This window comes from Halomonas sp. EF61, from assembly GCF_040147045.1.
Classification (GTDB): domain Bacteria; phylum Pseudomonadota; class Gammaproteobacteria; order Pseudomonadales; family Halomonadaceae; genus Halomonas; species Halomonas litopenaei.
In genome coordinates this window covers 1,023,548-1,043,887 of record NZ_JAMSHM010000001.1, presented here as the reverse complement: position 1 = coordinate 1,043,887, position 20,340 = coordinate 1,023,548, and the positions used below count along the sequence as shown (strand labels likewise).

Genomic DNA, 20,340 nt, shown 5'->3' with positions numbered 1-20,340 from the left:
CCATGCTGGCATTCGCCATCTTCGTCGTGACCCTGGTGCTGGTGATCTGGCAGCCAAAGGGCCTCGGTATCGGTACCAGCGCCCTCGGGGGCGCCGCGGTGGCCCTGGCCGTCGGGGTGGTGCAATTGCCCGATGTGCTGGTGGTGTGGGACATCGTGTGGGATGCGACCTTCACCTTCGTCGCCCTGATCCTGATCTCCTTGATCCTCGACGAGGCCGGATTCTTCTCCTGGGCGGCGCTGCACGTGGCGCGCTGGGGCGGTGGCAACGGACGCCGCCTGTTTCCGCTGATCGTGCTGCTGGGGGCGGTGATCGCGGCCTTTTTCGCCAATGACGGTGCCGCGCTGCTGCTGACCCCCATCGTCATGGCGATTCTGCTGCGCCTGAAGTTCTCGCCTCAGTCGTCGCTGGCCTTCATCATCGCCACCGGCTTCGTCGCCGACTCCACCAGCCTGCCGCTGATCATCTCTAACCTGGTCAATATCGTCAGCGCGAACTTCTTCGATATCTCGTTCAACCACTACGCCATGGTGATGGTGCCGGTGGACCTGGTCTCGCTGGCAGCGACCCTGCTGGTGCTGACCTGGATGTTCCGCAGCGATATTCCAAAGGAGTACGACGTCGAACGCCTCGAGGCGCCGAGCCATGCCATCCGTGACCCGCTGGTGTTCCGCGCCGCCTTCCCGGTGCTGGCGACGCTGCTGGTGGCGTTCTTCGTCACCGCGCCGCTGGGCGTGCCGGTGGCGCTGGTGACCGGCAGCGCGGCGCTGGTGCTGGTCGCCCTGGCCGGTCGCTGGCACCAGGCAGGGGGCAGCACGGTGATCTCGCTGTCGCGGGTGTTCAAGGGCGCGCCCTGGCAGATCGTGCTGTTCTCGGTAGGCATGTACCTGGTGGTCTACGGGCTCGGCAACGCCTGGCTGACCGAGGATGCCAGCGCTCTGCTGACCTGGCTCGGCCAGCAGGGCACCCTGGTGGCGACGCTGGGTACCGGTGTGGCCTCGGCGCTGCTGGCCTCGATCATGAACAACATGCCCTCCACCCTGGTGGGGGCACTCGCCATCGACCAGGCCCAGGTCGGCGACCTGACCCGGGAGCTGATGATCTACGCCAACGTCATCGGCAACGACCTGGGGCCCAAGTTCACCCCCATCGGTAGCCTGGCCACCCTGCTGTGGTTGCACGTGCTGGCGGAAAAGGGCACCCACATCAGCTGGAGCCAGTACATGAAGGTCGGGCTCAAGTTGACCCCGCCGGTACTGCTGGCCGCGCTGCTGGCGCTATGGTTGTGGCTGCCGCTGATCTCGTCCTGAGGGAGTCGTCACTCTGAAGGCACTGGCGCCACTGAGCGCCGGTGTCCCTTGAGTCCAATCCGATCTTCAGCGTGTTTTACTGACGCCTCTGATGCCGTTAGATCCGGCCGGCAGGCGTCGTCGTCGTGGCTTTTCAGACAGAGCGATCTCCCTGACAACCGAGACTCCTCACCATTAAAGCCTTTGTGCAGAGGGTGTTTTTTGGTGAAGCACAAGTAAGACGGTGAATAGTGAAGTTGTAATCAATACATCTGTTGTCGAAGAGCGAGGGAAGTCCATAAAGCCGTATGTTTCACAGTTTTGATTGTTTATAACCAGACGGACACCGTGCCGACTTTCTTTTTGTGACATTTTTAATCAAGTTAGATACATAATGAGAGCAAAATAAAAACTTTAAAATTCCTTTAATATCAACAAGATAATTTTTATTTTTGTTGGCGCGCGAACATTCTTATTTCCACAATGATCTGTTTTGTCTGTCGTTTTTTCTTTAATCGTTTTTTTAACGATATTTCTCGCCATTAATATCGATGTTTTCCCCCTTGCCTATCTAGATGCCTTTGTCTTACATGGTTAAGCACAAGTCCTCTCTAAGAAGACGTTGGGCTTGCTGTGGCGTTGGAGCGAGAAGCGCAGGAAGCCAGAAGAACCGACAAGGGGTGTCGCATGGGAATGACTGTCAAGGTTAGCCGTCTGGAAGAGGAACTTTCCAAGGCTGTCGCGTGGGAGGTCGAGGGTGATCTCGTTCTCGAAACATCAAGCAAGGTATTGCTGGACATTAGTCCAGAGGATATTGCCTCCCTTGTCAGAGACGGTGACGACCTGATCGTCGAGATGGCCAACGGCCAGACCCTGAAGATCGTCGGGTTCTATACCGACGCTGGCGCAGGACCGAGCGAGCTTTACCTGGTTGATGATGAAGGTGGCGTCGTCTGGGCTGACCTGGCGCCGGCCGCTGACAACGGCGTCGTTGCCGCGCAGTACGTTCCCCAGCCCGACATGGCAGGCTTCGAGATGGTGGCCTCGGCTGAAGAGGGTGGCAGCGGCTGGACCGGCGCTGCGATTCTTGGTGGCGCCGCCGCTGCGGGTCTGGCTGCTGCGGCCGCCGGTGGCGGTGGTGGCGGCAGCGACGACGACGGTGACGCCCCTGCCGGTGACGGCAGCGATAGTGACGACGATAGCGGTGACGACAGCGACGGCGGCGACGATCAAGATAGCGACGACAGCACCGATGACACCGCTCCGTCGGCCCCACAGATCGGCGCCATCCGCGATGATCAGGGCGATGTCACCGGGCCACTTTCCAGCGGCGACAGCACCGACGATACCACCCCGACGCTGTCCGGCAGCGCAGAGGCGGGCAGCACCATTACCATTCGTGACGGCGACGCGGTGCTGGGGACCGTCATCGCGGACGACAGCGGCAACTGGAGCTTTACCCCCAGCGAGCCGCTGGCCGAAGGCAGCCATAGCCTGACGGTCACCGCCACCGATGCCGCCGGCAACACCTCGGATGCGAGCGATGCCGTTGAGCTGACGGTCGATACCGCCGCGCCCGACGTGCCGACCCTGAACCCGAGTGATGGCACCGTCATCAGCGGCAGTGCCGAACCCGGAAGCAGGATCGAAGTCGACCTTGATGGTGATGGTACGGCGGATCTGACGGTCACCGCGGATGAGACAACCGGCGAGTGGTCGGTGGAACCCTCTTCGCCACTGGCTGACGCTTCTGTCGTCACGGTGACGGCGACCGACTCGGCGGGAAACGCGAGCCCGGAAGCGTCGTTGACGGTGGACGCTGCTGCCCCGGCGACTCCGATCATCGCACAGGTCGTGGATGACGAAGGCGATGACACCGGGCCTCTTTCCAGTGGTGACAGCACAGACGACGCCACCCCGACGCTTTCCGGTGTCGCCGAGGCGGGTAGCACGGTGACCATCAAGGATGGCGACACGGTGCTCGACGCCATCACCGTCGATGACAGCGGAAGCTGGAGCTTTACCCCCTCGGAGCTTCTCGCCGACGGTAGCCATAGCCTTACCGTCACCTCGACCGACGCTGCCGGCAACACCTCGGAGTCGAGCGGCGCCTTCGAGTTGAACGTGGATACCAGCGCGCCAACCGCGCCGCTCATCAATCCGACCGATGGCACCGTGATCAGCGGGAAAGCCGAGCCGGGCTGCATGGTTGAGGTCGACGTTGGCGGCGATGGCACCACGATGATGCAAGTCGAGGCGGACCCGACGACCGGTGACTGGTCGGTGGCGCCGCCTACTCCGCTGGCCGACGACACCATGGTGGTAGCGTTGGCGATCGACGAGGCGGGTAACGTCAGTCCGGAAGTCACGGTAGAGGTGGATACCGCCCTGGTGGACACCCAGGCGCCAGCCGCACCGACCATCTCCGCGGTGGTGGACGATGAAGGCGACATCACCGGGCAGTTGGCCAGCGGCGACAGCACCGACGACGCCACCCCGACGCTTTCCGGTAGTGCAGAGGCGGGCAGCACGGTCACCATCAAGGATGGCGACGATCTTCTGGATACGGTGACCGCAGACGAGAGCGGTCACTGGAGTTTCACGCCTGAACAACCGCTGGCCGAAGGCAGCCATAGCCTGACGGTCACCGCGACCGATGCCTCCAACAACACGTCCGAACCGAGCGCTGCCTTCGAACTGAGCGTGGATACCGCCGCGCCGGTAGTGCCGACCATCGGTGAGGTGCAGGACGATGCGGGTGACGTTGCCGCGCCTCTGACCAGCGGAGACAGCACCGACGACACCACCCCGACGCTGTCCGGTAGCGCAGAGGCGGGCAGCACCGTGACCATCCTCGACGGTGACACCGTACTGGGCAGTGTCGAAGCCGACGGCAGCGGCAACTGGAGCTATACGCCGACGGACCCGCTGGCCGAAGGCAGCCATAGCCTGACGGTCACCGCCACCGATGCCGCCGGCAATACTTCCGGTCCGAGCGATGCCTTTGAACTGAGCGTAGATACCGAAGCGCCGGGAGTGCCGGACATCGGTGCGGTAGAGGACGATGCCGGTGACGTCACCGGGCCGCTTGCCAGCGGTGAGAGCACCGACGACACCACCCCGACGCTGTCCGGTAGCGCAGAGGCGGGCAGCACGGTCACTGTCCTGGATGGCGACACCGTGCTGGGCAGTGTCGAAGCCGACGGCAGTGGCAACTGGAGCTTTACCCCCGAGCAACCGCTGGCCGAAGGCAGTCATAGTCTGACGGTCACCGCCACCGACCCCGCCGGCAATACTTCGGCGCCGAGTGATGCCTTTGAGCTGGGCGTCGACACCACCAGCCCTGGTGGTGACGCCGGCACAGACGCCCCGACCCTGGCGATTGCCGAGGCCGCGGACGACACCGTCAACGCCGATGAGCTGTCCGATGGCGTTGAGGCCAGCGTCGGCCTGACGGACGGTACCCAGGCCGGTGACACCATCACGCTGAGCGTCACAGATGCCGATGACGTGACCTCCGAGGTTTCCTATACGGTCACCGCGGACGACGTCACCAATGGCAGCGCCACGGTGGTGATTCCGAGCGGTGCTCTGGCAGATGGCAGCTACAGCGTCGCGGCGGTGATTTCTGATGCCGCCGGCAACAGCTCTGCGGCGTCCCCCAGTGTCGACTTCGGCGTGGACGCCGCCGCCCCTGAGGTGCCGAGCATTGGTCAGGTTCAGGACGATGCGGGTGCCCTCACCGGCGCACTGACCAGCGGTGACAGCACCGACGACACCACCCCGACGCTGTCCGGCACCGCCGAGGCGGGTAGCACGGTCACCATCCTGGATGGTGACACCGTGCTGGGCAGTGTCGAAGCCGACGATAGCGGCAACTGGAGCTTTACACCGACGGACCCGCTGGGCGAAGGCAGTCACAGCCTGACGGTCACCGCGACCGATCCCGCCGGCAACACCTCGGAGCCGAGCGACGCCTTCGAGTTGAACGTGGATATCAGCGCGCCAGACGCGCCTGTCATCAATCCTACCGACGGCTCCGTGATCAGCGGGACCGCCGAGCCCGGGAGCACGATTGAGCTCGACGTCGATGGTGATGGCACCTCTGACCTGACGACCACTGCTGACGAGACGACCGGTGACTGGTCGGTGGCGCCGGATGCTCCGCTGGCAGACGATACCGTGGTCACGGTGACCGCGACGGATCCGGCGGGCAATACCAGCCCGCAGGCAACCACCACGGTCGACACCTCCATTGACGACACCCAGCCGCCGGTCGCACCGACCATTGCAGAGGTCGCGGACGATGAAGGCGACGTCACCGGGTCGCTTGCCAGCGGCGACAGCACCGATGACGCCACCCCGACGCTATCCGGTACCGCCGAGGCGCACAGCACGGTGACCATCTTCGATGGTGGCAGCGAACTGGGTACCGCCGTTGCGGATGACAGCGGCCATTGGAGCTACACCCCGGCCTCGGAGCTCGGCGAGGGTAGCCACAGCCTCACCGCTACCGCCACCGATGACGCTGGCAATACCTCGGAGCCGAGCGACGCCTTTGAACTGGTCGTCGACACCACCAGCCCCGGTGGCGACGCCGGCACCGACGCCCCGACCCTGGCAATCGCAGAGGCCGAGGACGACGACAGCATCGACGCCGATGAGCTGGCCGATGGTGTTCAGGCCAGCGTCGGCCTGACGGACGGCACCCAGGCCGGTGACACCATCGCCCTGAGCGTCACCGATGCCGATAACGTGACCTCCGAGGTTTCCTATACGGTCACGGCGGACGATGTCACCAATGGCAGCGCCACGGTGGTGATTCCGAGCGATGCCCTGGCAGACGGCGACTACAGCGTCGAGGCGGTGATTTCTGATGCCGCCGGCAACAGTTCAGCACCGTCCAACAGCATCGACTTCACTGTGGATGCGACCAGCCCCGGCGGCGACGCCGGCACGGACGCCCCGAGCCTGGCAATCGACGAGGCTGAGGACGACAGCATCAACGCCGATGAGCTGTCCGATGGCGTTCAGGCCAGCGTCGGTCTGACCGCCGGCACCCAGGCCGGGGACACCATCACGCTGAGTGTCACCGATGCCGATGACGTGACCTCCGAGGTTCCCTACACGGTCACGGCGGACGACGTCACCAATGGCAGCGCCACGGTGGTGATTCCGAGCGATGCGCTGGCAGACGGCGACTACAGCGTCGCGGCGGTGATTTCTGATGCCGCCGGCAACAGTTCAGCACCGTCCAACAGCGTTGGCTTCACTGTGGATGCGACCAGCCCCGGCGGCGATACCGGCACGGACGCCCCGACTCTGGCAATCGACGAGGCTGAGGACGACAGCATCAACGCCAGTGAACTGGCCGATGGCGTTGAGGCCAGCGTCGGCCTGACCACCGGTACCCAGGTCGGGGACACCATTACGCTGAGCGTCACCGATGCCGACGACGTGACCTCCGAGGTTCCCTACACGGTCACGGCGGACGACGTCTCCAATGGCAGCGCCACGGTGATGATTCCGAGCGATGCGCTGGCAGACGGCGACTACAGCGTCGCGGCGGTGATTACCGACGCCGCCGGCAACAGTTCTGCCCCGTCCAACAGCATCGACTTCAACGTGGATGCGACCAGTCCTGGTGGTGACGCCGGTACGGTCGCTCCGACCCTGGCGATTGCCGAGGCCTTGGACGACACCATCAACGCCGCTGAGCTTTCCGATGGCGTTGAGGCCATCGTCGGACTGACAGAAGGCACCCAGGCCGGGGACACCATTACGCTGAGTGTCACCACCGCCGACGACGTGACCTCCGAGGTTCCCTACACCGTGACGGCAGACGACGTCACTGGCGGCAGCGCCACGGTGGTGATTCCGAGCGATGCGCTGACAGACGGTGACTACAGCGTCGCGGCGGTGATTAGCGACGCCGCCGGCAACAGTTCTGCCCCGTCCAACGGCGTCGACTTCACTGTGGATGCGACCAGCCCCGGGGGCAATGACGGTTCCGACGCCCCGACCCTGACCATCGACGAGGCTAACGAGGCGGACGACGACTCCATCAACGCCGACGAGCTGTCCGATGGCGTTCAGGCCAGAGTCGGCCTGACCACCGGTACCCAGGCCGGGGACACCATCACGTTGAGCGTCACCGATGCTGATGACGCGACCTCCGAGGTTGTCTATACGGTCACGGCGGACGATGTCGCCAACGACAGCGCCACGGTGGTGATTCCGAGCGATGCCCTGGCAGACGGCGACTACAGCGTCGAGGCGGTGATTTCTGATGCTGCCGGCAATAGCTCAGCGGCCTCTTCCCCCGCTGTCGAATTCCGCGTGGACACTGCCGCGCCTGCGGTACCGAGCATCATGACGGCCTCGGACGACGTGGGCGATGTGACCGATCCGCTTGCCAGCGGTGACAGCACCGACGACACCACCCCGACGCTGTCTGGTACCGCAGTGGCGGGCAGCACGGTGACCATCCTCGATGGTGACACGGTGCTGGGCACCGCGGTTGCGGATGACAGCGGTCATTGGAGCTATACCCCGGCCACAGAACTCGGCGAGGGCAGCCACAGCTTTACCGCTACCGCCACCGATGCTGCCGGTAATACCTCGGAGGCGAGCGACGCCTTTGAACTGAGCGTCGACACCACCAGCCCCGGTGGTAGTGACGGTACTGATGCCCCCACCCTGGAGATCGCCGAGGCCGCGGACGGCACCATCAGCGCCGATGAGCTGGCCGATGGCGTTCAGGCGATCGTCGATCTGACGGACGGCACCCAGGCCGGGGATACCATTACGCTGAATGTCACCACCGCCGATAACGAGACCTCCGAGGTTACCTACACGGTCACAGCGGACGACGTTACCGATGGCAGCGCCAAGCTGATGATTCCGAGCGATGCGCTGGAAGATGGCAACTATAGCGTCGAGGCGGTGATTGCTGATGCCGCCGGCAACGGCTCTGCGGCGTCTTCCCCCGCTGTTGAATTCCGCGTGGACACGGCCGCGCCTGAGGTGCCGAGCATCACGACGGCATCTGACAACGTGGGCGATGTGACCGGCCCGCTTGCCAGCGGCGACAGCACTGACGACGCCACCCCGACGCTGACCGGCACCGCCGAGGCGGACAGCACCGTGACCATCTACGACGGTGACACCGTACTGGGTACCGCCGAAGCCGACGGCAGCGGCGACTGGACGTTCACCCCGACGGACCCGCTGGCCGAAGGTGACTACAGCTTTACCGCTACCGCCACCGATGCCGCCGGTAATACTTCCGATCCGAGCGACGCCTTTGAGCTGGGCGTCGACACCACCAGCCCTGGTGGTGACGCCGGCACGGACGCCCCGACTCTGGCGATTGCCGAGGCCGCAGACGACACCGTCAACGCCAGTGAACTGGCCGATGGCGTTGAGGCCAGCGTCGGCCTGACGGACGGTACCCAGGCCGGTGACACCATCACGCTGAGTGTCACCGATAGCGATGACGTGACCTCCCAGGTTTCCTATACGGTCACCGCGGACGATGTCTCCAACGACAGCGCCACGGTGGTGATTCCGAGCGGTGCCCTGGCAGACGGCGACTACAGCGTCGCGGCGGTGATTACCGATGCCGCCGGCAACAGCTCTGCGGCGTCCCCCAGTGTCGACTTCGGCGTGGACGCCGCCGTCCCTGAGGTGCCGAGCATTGGCCAGGTTCAGGACGATGCGGGTGCCCTCACCGGCGCACTGACCAGCGGTGACAGCACCGACGACACCACCCCGACGCTGACCGGCACCGCCGAGGCGGACAGCACGGTCACCATCCTCGATGGTGGCGAGGTCGTGGATACGGTGACGGCAGACGATAGTGGCAACTGGAGCTTTACACCGACGGACCCGCTGGGCGAAGGCAGTCACAGTCTGACGGTCACCGCGACCGATCCCGCCGGCAATACCTCGGAGCCGAGCGACGCCTTCGAGTTGAATGTGGACATCAGCGCGCCAGACGCGCCTGTCATCAATCCTACCGACGGCTCTGTGATCAGCGGGACCGCCGAGCCCGGGAGCACGATTGAGCTCGACGTCGATGGTGACGGCACCTCGGACCTGACGACCACCGCGGACGAGACGACCGGTGACTGGTCGGTGGCGCCGGATGCTCCGCTGGCAGACGATACCGTGGTCACGGTGACCGCGACGGATCCGGCGGGCAATACCAGCCCGCAGGCAACCACCACGGTCGACACCTCCCTTGACGACACCCAGCCGCCGGTCGCACCGACCATTGCAGAGGTCGCGGACGATGAAGGTGACGTCACCGGGTCGCTTGCCAGCGGCGACAGCACCGATGACGCCACCCCGACGCTATCCGGTACCGCCGAGGCGCACAGCACGGTGACCATCCTCGATGGTGACAGCGAACTGGGTACCGCCGTTGCGGATGACAGCGGCCATTGGAGCTACACCCCGGCCTCGGAGCTCGGCGAGGGTAGCCACAGCCTCACCGCTACCGCCACCGATGACGCTGGCCAAACCTCGGAGCCGAGCGACGCCTTTGAACTGGTCGTCGACACCACCAGCCCCGGTGGCGACGCCGGCACCGACGCCCCGACCCTGGCAATCGCAGAGGCCGAGGACGACAGCATCGACGCCGATGAGCTGGCCGATGGTGTTCAGGCCAGTGTCGACCTGACCACCGGTACCCAGGCCGGTGACACCATTACGCTGAGCGTCACCGATGCCGATGATGTGACCTCCGAGGTTGCCTATACGGTCACGGCGGACGATGTCACCAATGGCAATGCCACGGTGGTGATTCCGAGCGATGCCCTGGCAGACGGCAACTACAGCGTGACGGCGGTGATTGCTGATGCCGCTGGCAATAGCTCAGCGGCCTCTTCCCCCGCTGTCGAATTCCGCGTGGACACGGCCGCGCCTGAGGTGCCGAGCATCACGACGGCATCTGACAACGTGGGCGATGTGACCGATCCGCTTGCCAGCGGTGACAGCACCGACGACACCACCCCGACGCTGACCGGCACCGCCGAGGCGGACAGCACCGTGACCATCCTCGACGGCGACACCGTACTGGGTACCACCGAAGCCGACGGCAGCGGCAACTGGACGTTCACCCCGACGGGGCCGCTGGCCGAAGGCAGCCATAGCCTGACGGTCACCGCCACCGATGCCGCCGGTAATACTTCCGATCCGAGCGACGCCTTCGAGCTGAGCGTCGACACCACCAGCCCTGGTGGTGTCGACGGCACCGACGCCCCGACGCTGGCGATTGCCGAGGCCGCGGATGGCGCCATCAATTCCAGTGAACTGGCCGATGGCGTTGAGGCCAGTGTCGGCCTGACCGCCGGCACCCAGGCCGGTGACACCATTACGCTGAGCGTCACCGATGCCGATGACGTGACCTCCGAGGTTACCTACACGGTCACGGCGGACGATGTCACAGACGGTAGCGCCACGGTGGAGATCCCGAGCGATGCCCTGGCAGACGGCGACTACAGCGTCGAGGCGGTGATATCTGATATCGCGGGCAACAATTCTGCACCGTCCAACAGCGTCGGCTTCAATGTCGATGCGACCAGCCCTGGCGGCGACGCCGGCACGGACGCCCCGACCCTGGCGATTGCCGAGGCCGCGGATGGCATCAATGCCAGTGAACTGGCCGATGGCGTTCAGGCCAGTGTCGGCCTGACCGCCGGCACCCAGGCCGGTGACACCATCACGCTGAGCGTCACCGATGCCGATGATGTGACCTCCGAGGTTCCCTATACGGTCACGGCGGACGATGTCACCAATGGCAGCGCCACGGTGGTGATTCCGAGCGATGCCCTGGCAGACGGCAACTACAGCGTTACGGCGGTGATTGCTGATGCCGCGGGCAATAGCTCAGCGGCCTCTTCCCCCGCTGTCGAATTCCGCGTGGACACGGCCGCGCCTGCGGTACCGAGCATCACGACGGCATCTGACAACGTGGGCGATGTGACCGATCCGCTTGCCAGCGGTGACAGCACCGACGACGCCACCCCGACGCTGTCTGGTACCGCAGTGGCGGGCAGCACGGTGACCATCCTCGATGGTGACACGGTGCTGGGCACCGCCGTTGCGGATGACAGCGGCGATTGGAGCTATACCCCGGCCACAGACCTCGGCGAAGGTAGCCACAGCTTCACCGCTACCGCCACCGATGCTGCCGGTAATACTTCCGATCCGAGCACGGCCTTCGACCTGAGCGTCGACACCAGCGCCCCGGTGGTGCCGGCCATCACCACGGCCTCGGACAACGTGGGTAATGTATCCGGGCCGCTTTCCAGCGGTGACAGCACCGATGACGCTACCCCGACGCTGACCGGCACCGCCGAGGCGGACAGCACGGTGACCATCCTCGATGGTGACACCGTACTGGGTACCACCGAAGCCGATGGCAGCGGCAACTGGACCTTCACCCCGACGGACCCGCTGGCCGAAGGTGATTACAGCCTTACGGTGACTGCCACCGATGCCGCTGGCAATACCTCGGAGCCGAGCGACGGCTTCGAGCTGAACGTCGACACCACCAGCCCCGGTGGTTCTGGTGGAACAGACGCCCCGAGCCTGGCGATCGCCGAGGCTGCGGATGGCATCAATGCCGACGAGCTGGCCGATGGCGTGCAGGTTGCTGTCAGTCTGACCATCGGTACCCAGACCGGTGACACCGTTACGCTTAGTGTCACCGATGCCGATGATGTGACCTCCGAGGTTGTCTACACGGTCACCGCGGACGACGTCACCAATGGCAACGCCACGCTGGTGATTCCGAGCGATGCCCTGGAAGACGGCAGCTACAGCGTTGATGCGGTGATTACCGACGCCGCCGGCAATAGCTCCGAGCCGTCTGCTGCGCTCGACTTCAACGTGGATACGACCGCGCCTGGCGGTCCGAACAACGCGATTGCCTTCGATGATGAGCTGATCGGCGATGCGGAAGCGACGGATATTTCCCTTAGCGGGCAGATCGATGCTGACAGCACCCAGTCCAGCATCGTGATCAGTGACGGCCATAGTGGTACCGCCGATATCACCGTCGACCCCAGCGCTATTACCGTGGCTGTCGATGGCACGGTGAGCGTCACGGGCCTCGACCTCAGCACGCTTACCGATGGCGAATTGACGGTCACCATGACGCTTGAGGATGCCGCCGGTAATAGCGGGACCGTGACAGATACCACGACCCTGGACACCACTGGTGCCTTGATCGCCGACAGCAGCGGGGCGCTGAACGAAGCGGTGGATGCCACGGTTTCGGGCAACCTGGCCGGAAATGACTGGGGAGACCTGGCGCAGATTGAGGTCACCCCACCGGAGGGGCTTACCGCCGGTGGCAGCGATGTCACCTGGGCGGGCAGTTACGATGCCCAGCAACAGAGCTACACCATGACGGCGACGGCGGCAGGCAGTGACGTCGCGACGCTGGTCATCAACGGGGCAACGGGTGCTTACACCTTTACCCAGTTGGCGGCGCTGGATCACCCGGCCCTTGGTGCGGACATTCAGGAGCTCGGCTTCCAGGTCTCGACCGTGGACGCCGCCGGCAACAGCGCCGAGGGCAGCCTGGAGATCCAGCTCACCGACGCCGTGCCCGACGCCGCGGCGCCTGTGCTTATCGATACCAGCGGGATGACTCAGCCGGTGGAGGGCACGCTGGTCGATGACTTTGGTGCCGATGGTGGTGTGGTCAGTTCCATCGTGATTGATGGGGTGACCTTCAGCTACAACCAGGACAGCGATAGCGTGGCGCAGCAGGGACAGTCCGACCTGATTGCCGGCTACCAATACGACGATACGTCCAGCCAGTTGACGGTTACCACCGTGAAAGGCGAGACCTTTGACGTCAATCTCGAAAGTGGTCGCTACAGCTATGCTTTCGACGATAGCAATCTGGCGTTTTTGCCTGGTAATAATGCGCCAATTGCCTCGACGTCAGATAGTTCGTTGCTTGATCTGGTCGGTGTCAACGCGCTTGGTCTTATCGATTTTTCCGATCAGCAGGCGTTCAGCGTGGCCGATGCGGACAATGATATCGCCAGCGTGGAATTGGTTTACGACCCGGCCGTCGATGTCAGCCTGCTGGGGGGCAGAGATTGGAATTGGTCTGAAGAGCTGGCAGATGCGCTGGGAATAGAGGTGGCCTATGAAAAAACCACCATTCTTCTTGGCGCCGTAACGACAAGCGCAACATTGACGTTGACAGCGAATAATGGGGATTCTGTCGATGCGCAGGCGCTGAATGAGTTGCTGGGTACGATCTACCTTTCTTCAGGTCTTGTGAACCTCGATATACTCAGTGGAACCAGTATCACGGTCACTGACTCACAGGGTAATACCGACTCTGCAGCAGTATCAGATCTATTGGATATCGGCGTTGCCGAGGACCTGCTGCAAAATCCCGCCAGTAACGTGGACGAGGGGACGTCTTCTGGTGAAACCCTCACCGGAGGTGCCAACAGCGATCGCCTCTATGGCTACGGCGGCAACGATACCCTGAACGCCGGCGCCGGCAATGACATCCTGCGGGGTGGGGCCGGCGATGACAGCTTGTCCGGCGAGGACGGTAACGACCTGCTGATCGGCGGTGGCGGTGCCGATACCCTGACCGGCGGATCCGGCCAGGATGTGTTCCGCTTTGAAGCCGGAAACGCAGGGGTCGCCGGTAGCCCTGTCGTCGACACCATCACTGACTTCTCGCTCGGCGATGGCGATATTCTGGACCTTCAGGGCCTTTTGCAAAACGAGGTCAGGATCGGTACTGATCCCGGCAATCTGACCAGCTTCCTGCACTTCGTGCGCACCGCGGGTGGCGATACCCGCCTCGAGATCAGCTCCAGCGGCGGCTACCTGGGTGGCTACGACGCTAGCACCACGGACCAGGTCATCCTGCTCGAAGGTGTCGATCTGGTCGGCCAGGGGGCAGATGCGGCGTCCGACTGGCAGATCATTCAGCAACTTCTCGAGGGTGGCCATCTCTCCGTGGACACCACCGTTCAGGCGGGAGAGACGGCGGTCGGCGGCTTCAAGTCGTCCACCGAGATCGACGCGACCCTGACCGACGGGGATGGCGACAGCACGTCCACCAGTGTGGCGGTCGATGAGACCGGAACACTGGACGAACCGACGGTCCCCAGCGACCCGGATCCAGACAATACCGCGCCGATCGTGCAGGCCGACAGCGGCCTGCTGGGGCTGCTGGATGTCTCGGCGCTGGGCATCCTCGATCTCAACAGCCAGGCGTTGGTGGCTGCCGATGCCGAGAACAATCTTGCGTCGGTCACGATCGACTTCCGTCCCTTGCTCGATATCAATCTGACCGACTCGGTCGAACTGACGGCATCTCAGGCCATGGCTCAGGAGCTCGGTCTGAGCATCTCGACCGAGAGTTCCAGCGGCGTCCTTGGGCTCGTGGCGCCGCGGGCCTCGCTGACCATCACCGCGCTGGATGGCGGTCCCATCGACAATCTGGCGGTCAATGAGTTGCTTGGCAGCGTGAAGTTTACCGATGGCGACGGCGGTCTGCTCGGTCTTGGCACTGACCTGCAGCTCAGTGTGTTGAACGCGCTTCGCATCAGCGCCACGGACACCGAAGGACTCGAGGACAGCGAACTGGTCGGCAATCTGGTGCAAGCCGAAGCGTTGGACCAGCTCTTCGGTGGCAGCACCTACATCGAAGAAGGCGATGGAGGCAATAACGACCTGGATGGTGGCCTCGGCAACGAACGCTTCTATGGCTACGCCGGCAACGACACCATCGACGCCGGGGGCGGCAATGATCTGCTGAGAGGCGGAGCAGGCGACGACATCCTCGACGGTGGCGGTGGCGACGACCTGCTGATCGATGGTCAGGGCAGCGATACCTTCAATGGTGGCGCCGGCAACGATGAGATTCGTCTTTCCGGGACGGGCTTCGATGCCATCGACGGCGGTACCGGCGAGGATGTGCTGCTGCTCGATGGCGGCATCGATCTCGATCTGACCGATGCTGACGTCGGCACGGTCGGCAATATTGAGCGTATCGACCTGGGAGACGACGACGGCGCAACCCGCCTGTCCCTCGACGAGGACGAGGCCATCGCCCTGACCGATGATGACAACATCCTGAAGGTGGAGGGTGATGACGGCGATACGCTCAGTGCTAGCGGCGCCGTGGCCACGGGCAACGAGCAGACCAGCGGCGACACCACCTATGTCGAGTACAGCCTGGGCAGCACCACGCTGCTGGTGGAAGACACCGTCAACGTGGAGGTCAATTGAGGGTGGGGGTAGCGCCTGGCGCAGTGCAAGCAAGGTCAGGTCGACCACGCAGGCCAAGGCGCCGTTCGTGGCTTGCTGGCGGGGCGCTGATGGTCTGCGCCCTTCAGGCCCAGGCGCTGAGCCTGTCGGAAGCGGTGGTCCAGGGGCTGGCCGTCAATCCCGAGGTACGGGCGGCGGAATCCGACGTCCGGGTGGCCGCCACCGAGGTGGATATCGCGCGCGATAGCTACTGGCCCTCGGTGGAGGTGTCGGCGGGTCCCGAGAACTCGCTGATGGGAGAGCTCGGCTACGACGTCACGGCGACCCAGGTGCTGTATGACTGGGGTCGCATCGCATCACAGGTGGCGTCCGCATCGGCTGAGTACCGGCATCGGCTGGCCTCGCTCAAGGTAACCAGCGACGAAGTGGCACTGGATATCATCGAGCTTTACCTCGACGTGGTGGCGGCTCAACGCCGTGTCGTCGAGGTGGAGGGCTACCTGGACCGGCTCGAGACGCTGGCGGCGATGACCGACCAGCGTGATCTTGGTGGCTACAGCGATCGCAGCGAAAGCGAGCGCAGCCGTCTGGACATCGCCCGTGCCCGTGAGCAACTGGCGATGGAGCGGGGTGGCCTACGTGAGGCCCAGCAGGAACTGCGGGTGTTGCTGCAACGGGACATCCTGGCCACCCAGATGCCCGACCCCGAGGACTATCTGGCAAGCCTGGCCGCACCGGCGCAGGTGGACCTTGCGATCGAGGACGCCCCGGTGCTCGAACAGAGCGAGGCCGACGTGTCTGTGGCGAAGGCTGAGCTGGAGGAGTCCGAGGCGGCCTTGATGCCGCAGCTCAACCTCGAGGGCTCGCTGCTCAGGCGTGAGGTCGGCGGGGTGATGGAAGAGGATCAGGTGATCGCCCTGCGTGTGCGCATGGAGCCCATTCAGGGGCTGTCCAACTGGCGCAGGACCGACGCTGCCGCCCAGCGGGTGGAGTCCTCGCAATTCTCGCGGCGGGCCGCACGGCGTGACCTTCAGCGCACCATCGCCGGCTTGAAGGAGCAGTACCAGGTGACCCAGTGGCGTCTGGAAGGGCTCGAGGAACAGATCAATCGGGCCGGCGAGGTCCTGACGACCTACGAAGACCAGTTCAGCGTCGGTCTCAGGGATATCGCCGATCTGCTCAGTATCGAGAGCGAGCGGTTCGAGGCGGCCAGACAGCGTATCGACGTGGAGATCCAGCAACTGCGCCTGCAGTACCGGGCCGCTTCGCAGTTGGGAACGCTGGCCGCCGTCGTGCCGAGGCTCGAGGAACAGGATATCGCGCAGGGAGGCTGAGCGATGGAGTCGTCACAAGGCGTGACTGGAGACGCATTGCGAGAGGGGCTGGTCGTGCTGTGCGAGCAGTGGGACCGGCATTGCACCACCGCCGAACTCGGCGATGGCCTGCCGCTGGAGCAGGGGCGGCTACCCGTGTCCGAGGTGCCACGCGCGCTGAGGCGGGTACAGATGAAGGCACGCTGCCTCGACGTTCCGCTGGACAAGCTGGCCGATGACCTGCTGCCGGTGCTGATCGAGCTGGACGACGAGCGCTGGGTGACGGTGGTGGCCCGTGAAGAGGGCGCGATCAAGGTACTGCTGAGTGAAAGCGGTGGTGGCACCCAAACCTGGAGCCCCCGAGAGCTTTGCGCCAGGCACACCGGCGTGACGATCGTCGCCAGGCCGGATCTTCAGCCGGATGATCGGGCCGGAGGCTTCGCCGAGGAGCCGCAGGAGCACTGGCTGAAAGGCCCTCTGAGTCGCTGCTGGGGAACCTGGGTGGAGGTCGGCGTGGCGGCCTTGATGGCCAACCTGCTGGCCATCGGTACGGCGCTGTTTGCCATGCAGGTGTATGACCGGGTGGTGCCCAATGAGGCGTTCTCCACCCTGTGGATCCTGGCCAGCGGTGTCGGTCTGGCGATCCTGCTCGAATTTGGCCTGCGGGTACTGCGGGCGAGCCTGCTCGACAATACCGGCAAGCAGCTCGATCAACAGCTGTCGTCGCGGCTCTTTTCGCAGGTGATGAACCTGCGCCTGGTGGCCAAGCCCGGGTCGGTGGGGGCCTTTTCCAGCCAGGTTCGAGAGTTCGAGAGCGTTCGCGAGTTCCTGACGTCTTCCACCATCGGTGCGATCAGCGACCTGCCCTTCGTCGTGCTGTTTCTCGGTGTCATCTACTTTATCGGTGGCGACATGGTGTGGGTGCCGGTGGCAGGCATCGTGATGATGGTGCTGCCCGGCCTGCTGGCCCAGCGCAAGCTGGCGCGGCTGTCGCGCCAGAACCTGCGTGAAGGGGCGGTGCGCCAGGGGGTACTGCTAGAGACCATCGACCATCTGGAATCGGTCAAGGCCAGTCGTGCCGAGGGCCGCCACCTGCGGCTGTGGGACAGCCTGTCAGAAGAGCTCGCCGATGCCTCCACCCGCCATCGGCGGCTGTCATCCAAGCTGACCTACGGCGCTTCCATGGTTCAGCAGCTGGTGTATGTCGGTGTGGTCATCGCCGGTGTCTATGTCATCTCCGCCGGCGAGCTGACCGTGGGTGGCCTGATCGCCTGTACCATCCTGACCTCACGGGTGGTGGCGCCGATGGCCCAGGTGGCCGGTATTCTGGCGCGCTGGCAGCACGTCAAGGTCGCCATGGAGGGGCTGGATGGCCTGATGGACGCCCCGACAGAACGCCCAGCTGGACGCCAGTTTGTGCGCAAGGAACGGGTCCAGGGGCGTTACGAACTGCGCGAGGTCGGGCTCGCCTATCAACAGGATGCGCCGCCGGCCCTGGCGCTCGACTCGCTGTCTATTGCCGCGGGCGAGCGCATCGCCCTGCTGGGAGGCAATGGCGCGGGCAAGTCGACCCTGCTGCGGCTGCTGGCGGGATTGATCGATCCGGCGAGCGGGACGGTCCAGCTCGACGAGGTGAACCTGAGCCAGATCGAGCCAGGGGATCGTCGCCGGGCCATCGGCTATGTGCCCCAGGACATCGCGCTGTTTCACGGCACCCTGCGTGACAACCTGATGCTGGACGGCGGCGCCTATCACGACGAGGAGCTGATGGAGGCGCTCGACCATGTCGGCCTCGGTCGCTTCGTCCGCCGACACGCCCTGGGGCTGGATATGCCCCTTCAGGGCAATGCCAGCCTTTCCGGTGGTCAGCGCCAGGCGGTCGGCCTGGCCCGACTGATCCTGCAGGACCCGCGTATCGTGCTGATGGATGAGCCTACGGCTGCCTACGACCAGTCCAACGAACAGCAGGTCATCGCCTTCCTTTCACGCTGGCTGGAGGGACGGACGGTGGTGATTTCGACCCACAAGAAGTCGCTGTTGTCGTTGGTGCGCCGGGCGGTGGTGCTCAAGGATGGCCGGCGGGTCATGGATGGCCCCGTCGACAAGGTGGTCTCGGGCAATCAGGTCAGGACCACCGCCGCCCGCGCCGCAGGAGGACAATGACATGGCCAGCGCGACATCACGCCAGCGACGGGTGCTGGAACAGCTGCAGGGAGGAAGCTCGCTGCCCCAGGGAACCCACGCCATCCTGTGGGCCTGCGTCGCCACCATCGCGATCTTTATCGCCTGGGCGTCCTGGGCCACCATCGACGAGGTCACGCGCGGCGACGGCAAAGTGGTGCCCTTGTCACGCATGCAGACGATACAGAGCCTGGAGGGCGGCATCCTCGAGCGCCTGCTGGTGCAGCGGGGCGAGCGGGTCGCCGCAGGGCAGCCCCTGCTGCGGCTGGACGATACGCGTTTTCGCAGCGCCTACCTGGAAACGATGAGTCAGGTCGAGGTCCTCAGAGCGTCTATCGCGCGCCTGGAAGCGGAGGTGCTGGAGCAGGAGAGCATCCGTTTTCCCGACGATATCGATGAACGGGGCGAGCTGGCGCGCTCCGAACGCGCGCTGTTCGAGGCCCGGCGCAATCGCCTGCTGCAGGCGGAGGCCTCCATCGAGGACGAGATGGCCATCGCCAGGCGCCAGTTGAGGCTGCTGGAACCGCTGGTCGAGCGACGCTCCGTCAGCGAGATGGAGGTCCTGAAGCTGCAGCAGACGGTGGCCTCGCTGGCCGGCAAGCTGGCCGAGATGCGCAACACCTATGTCCAGGACGCCTATGCCGAGCTTTCCACCAAGCAGGCGGAGCTGTCGACGCTGGAGCAGACCCTGCTGCAGCGTCGCGACCAGCTCGAGCGCACCGAGATCGTGTCGCCGGTGCACGGGCGGGTGAACGACATCATGGTCACCACCACCGGTGGGGTCATCCAGCCTGGCGAGCCGATCCTGGAAATCACGCCGCTGGAAGACCAGCTATTGATCGAAGCGCGGATTCGGCCGGAGGACGTTGCCTTTGTGGCGCCGGGCATGCCGGCCAGCGTCAAGATCACGGCCTACGACTACACCATCTACGGCGACCTGGAAGGCACGGTCGAGCAGATCAGCGAGGACACGATCGAAGAGGAAACGCCGCGCGGCAAGGTGTCCTACTACGAGGTGCTGGTGCGCACCGATGAAGCCCACCTGGAGCGCCACGGCGAGCGTCTCGCCATTCGGCCCGGCATGGTGGCCGAGGTCGACATCCAGACCGGTGAGCGATCGCTGCTGAGCTATCTGCTCAAGCCGATCATCAAGGCAAGGCTCTATTGAGAAGCCATCGCCGCCGAGGGCGTCGTTCCTCACCGGTCATCGGGTTGGCTGGAGCGTTGTAGAAGGGGGGGGAAGTGGCTGCCGCTGATCTCGTCCTGAGCGCGCGGCGTCGGACCCGTGC

General features: G+C 64.5%; 5 protein-coding genes. All 5 read left to right on the top strand.

Annotation, left to right across the window (positions count from 1 at the left end; genetic code table 11):
* Positions 1-2: 2 nt before the first annotated feature.
* Positions 3-1,310: an arsenic transporter gene (locus NFI08_RS04475; protein WP_349587526.1), complete on the top strand. Its 1,308-nt coding sequence runs from the start codon at positions 3-5 to the stop codon at positions 1,308-1,310.
* 666 nt (positions 1,311-1,976) lie between these two features.
* Positions 1,977-15,578: an Ig-like domain-containing protein gene (locus NFI08_RS04470; RefSeq protein ID WP_349587523.1), complete on the top strand. Its 13,602-nt coding sequence runs from the start codon at positions 1,977-1,979 to the stop codon at positions 15,576-15,578.
* Between the two features lie 89 nt (positions 15,579-15,667).
* Positions 15,668-16,891 carry a TolC family protein gene (locus tag NFI08_RS04465; protein WP_108448592.1) on the top strand — a complete coding sequence of 408 codons (1,224 nt, stop codon included), beginning with the start codon at positions 15,668-15,670 and terminating at the stop codon, positions 16,889-16,891.
* 3 nt (positions 16,892-16,894) lie between these two features.
* Entirely contained in the window at positions 16,895-19,033 is a 2,139-nt protein-coding gene (locus NFI08_RS04460) for a type I secretion system permease/ATPase (RefSeq protein ID WP_108448593.1), read from the top strand.
* Between the two features lies 1 nt (position 19,034).
* Positions 19,035-20,219, top strand: a complete 1,185-nt coding sequence (locus NFI08_RS04455) for an HlyD family type I secretion periplasmic adaptor subunit (RefSeq protein WP_108448594.1) — start codon at positions 19,035-19,037, stop codon at positions 20,217-20,219.
* Positions 20,220-20,340 lie beyond the last annotated feature (121 nt).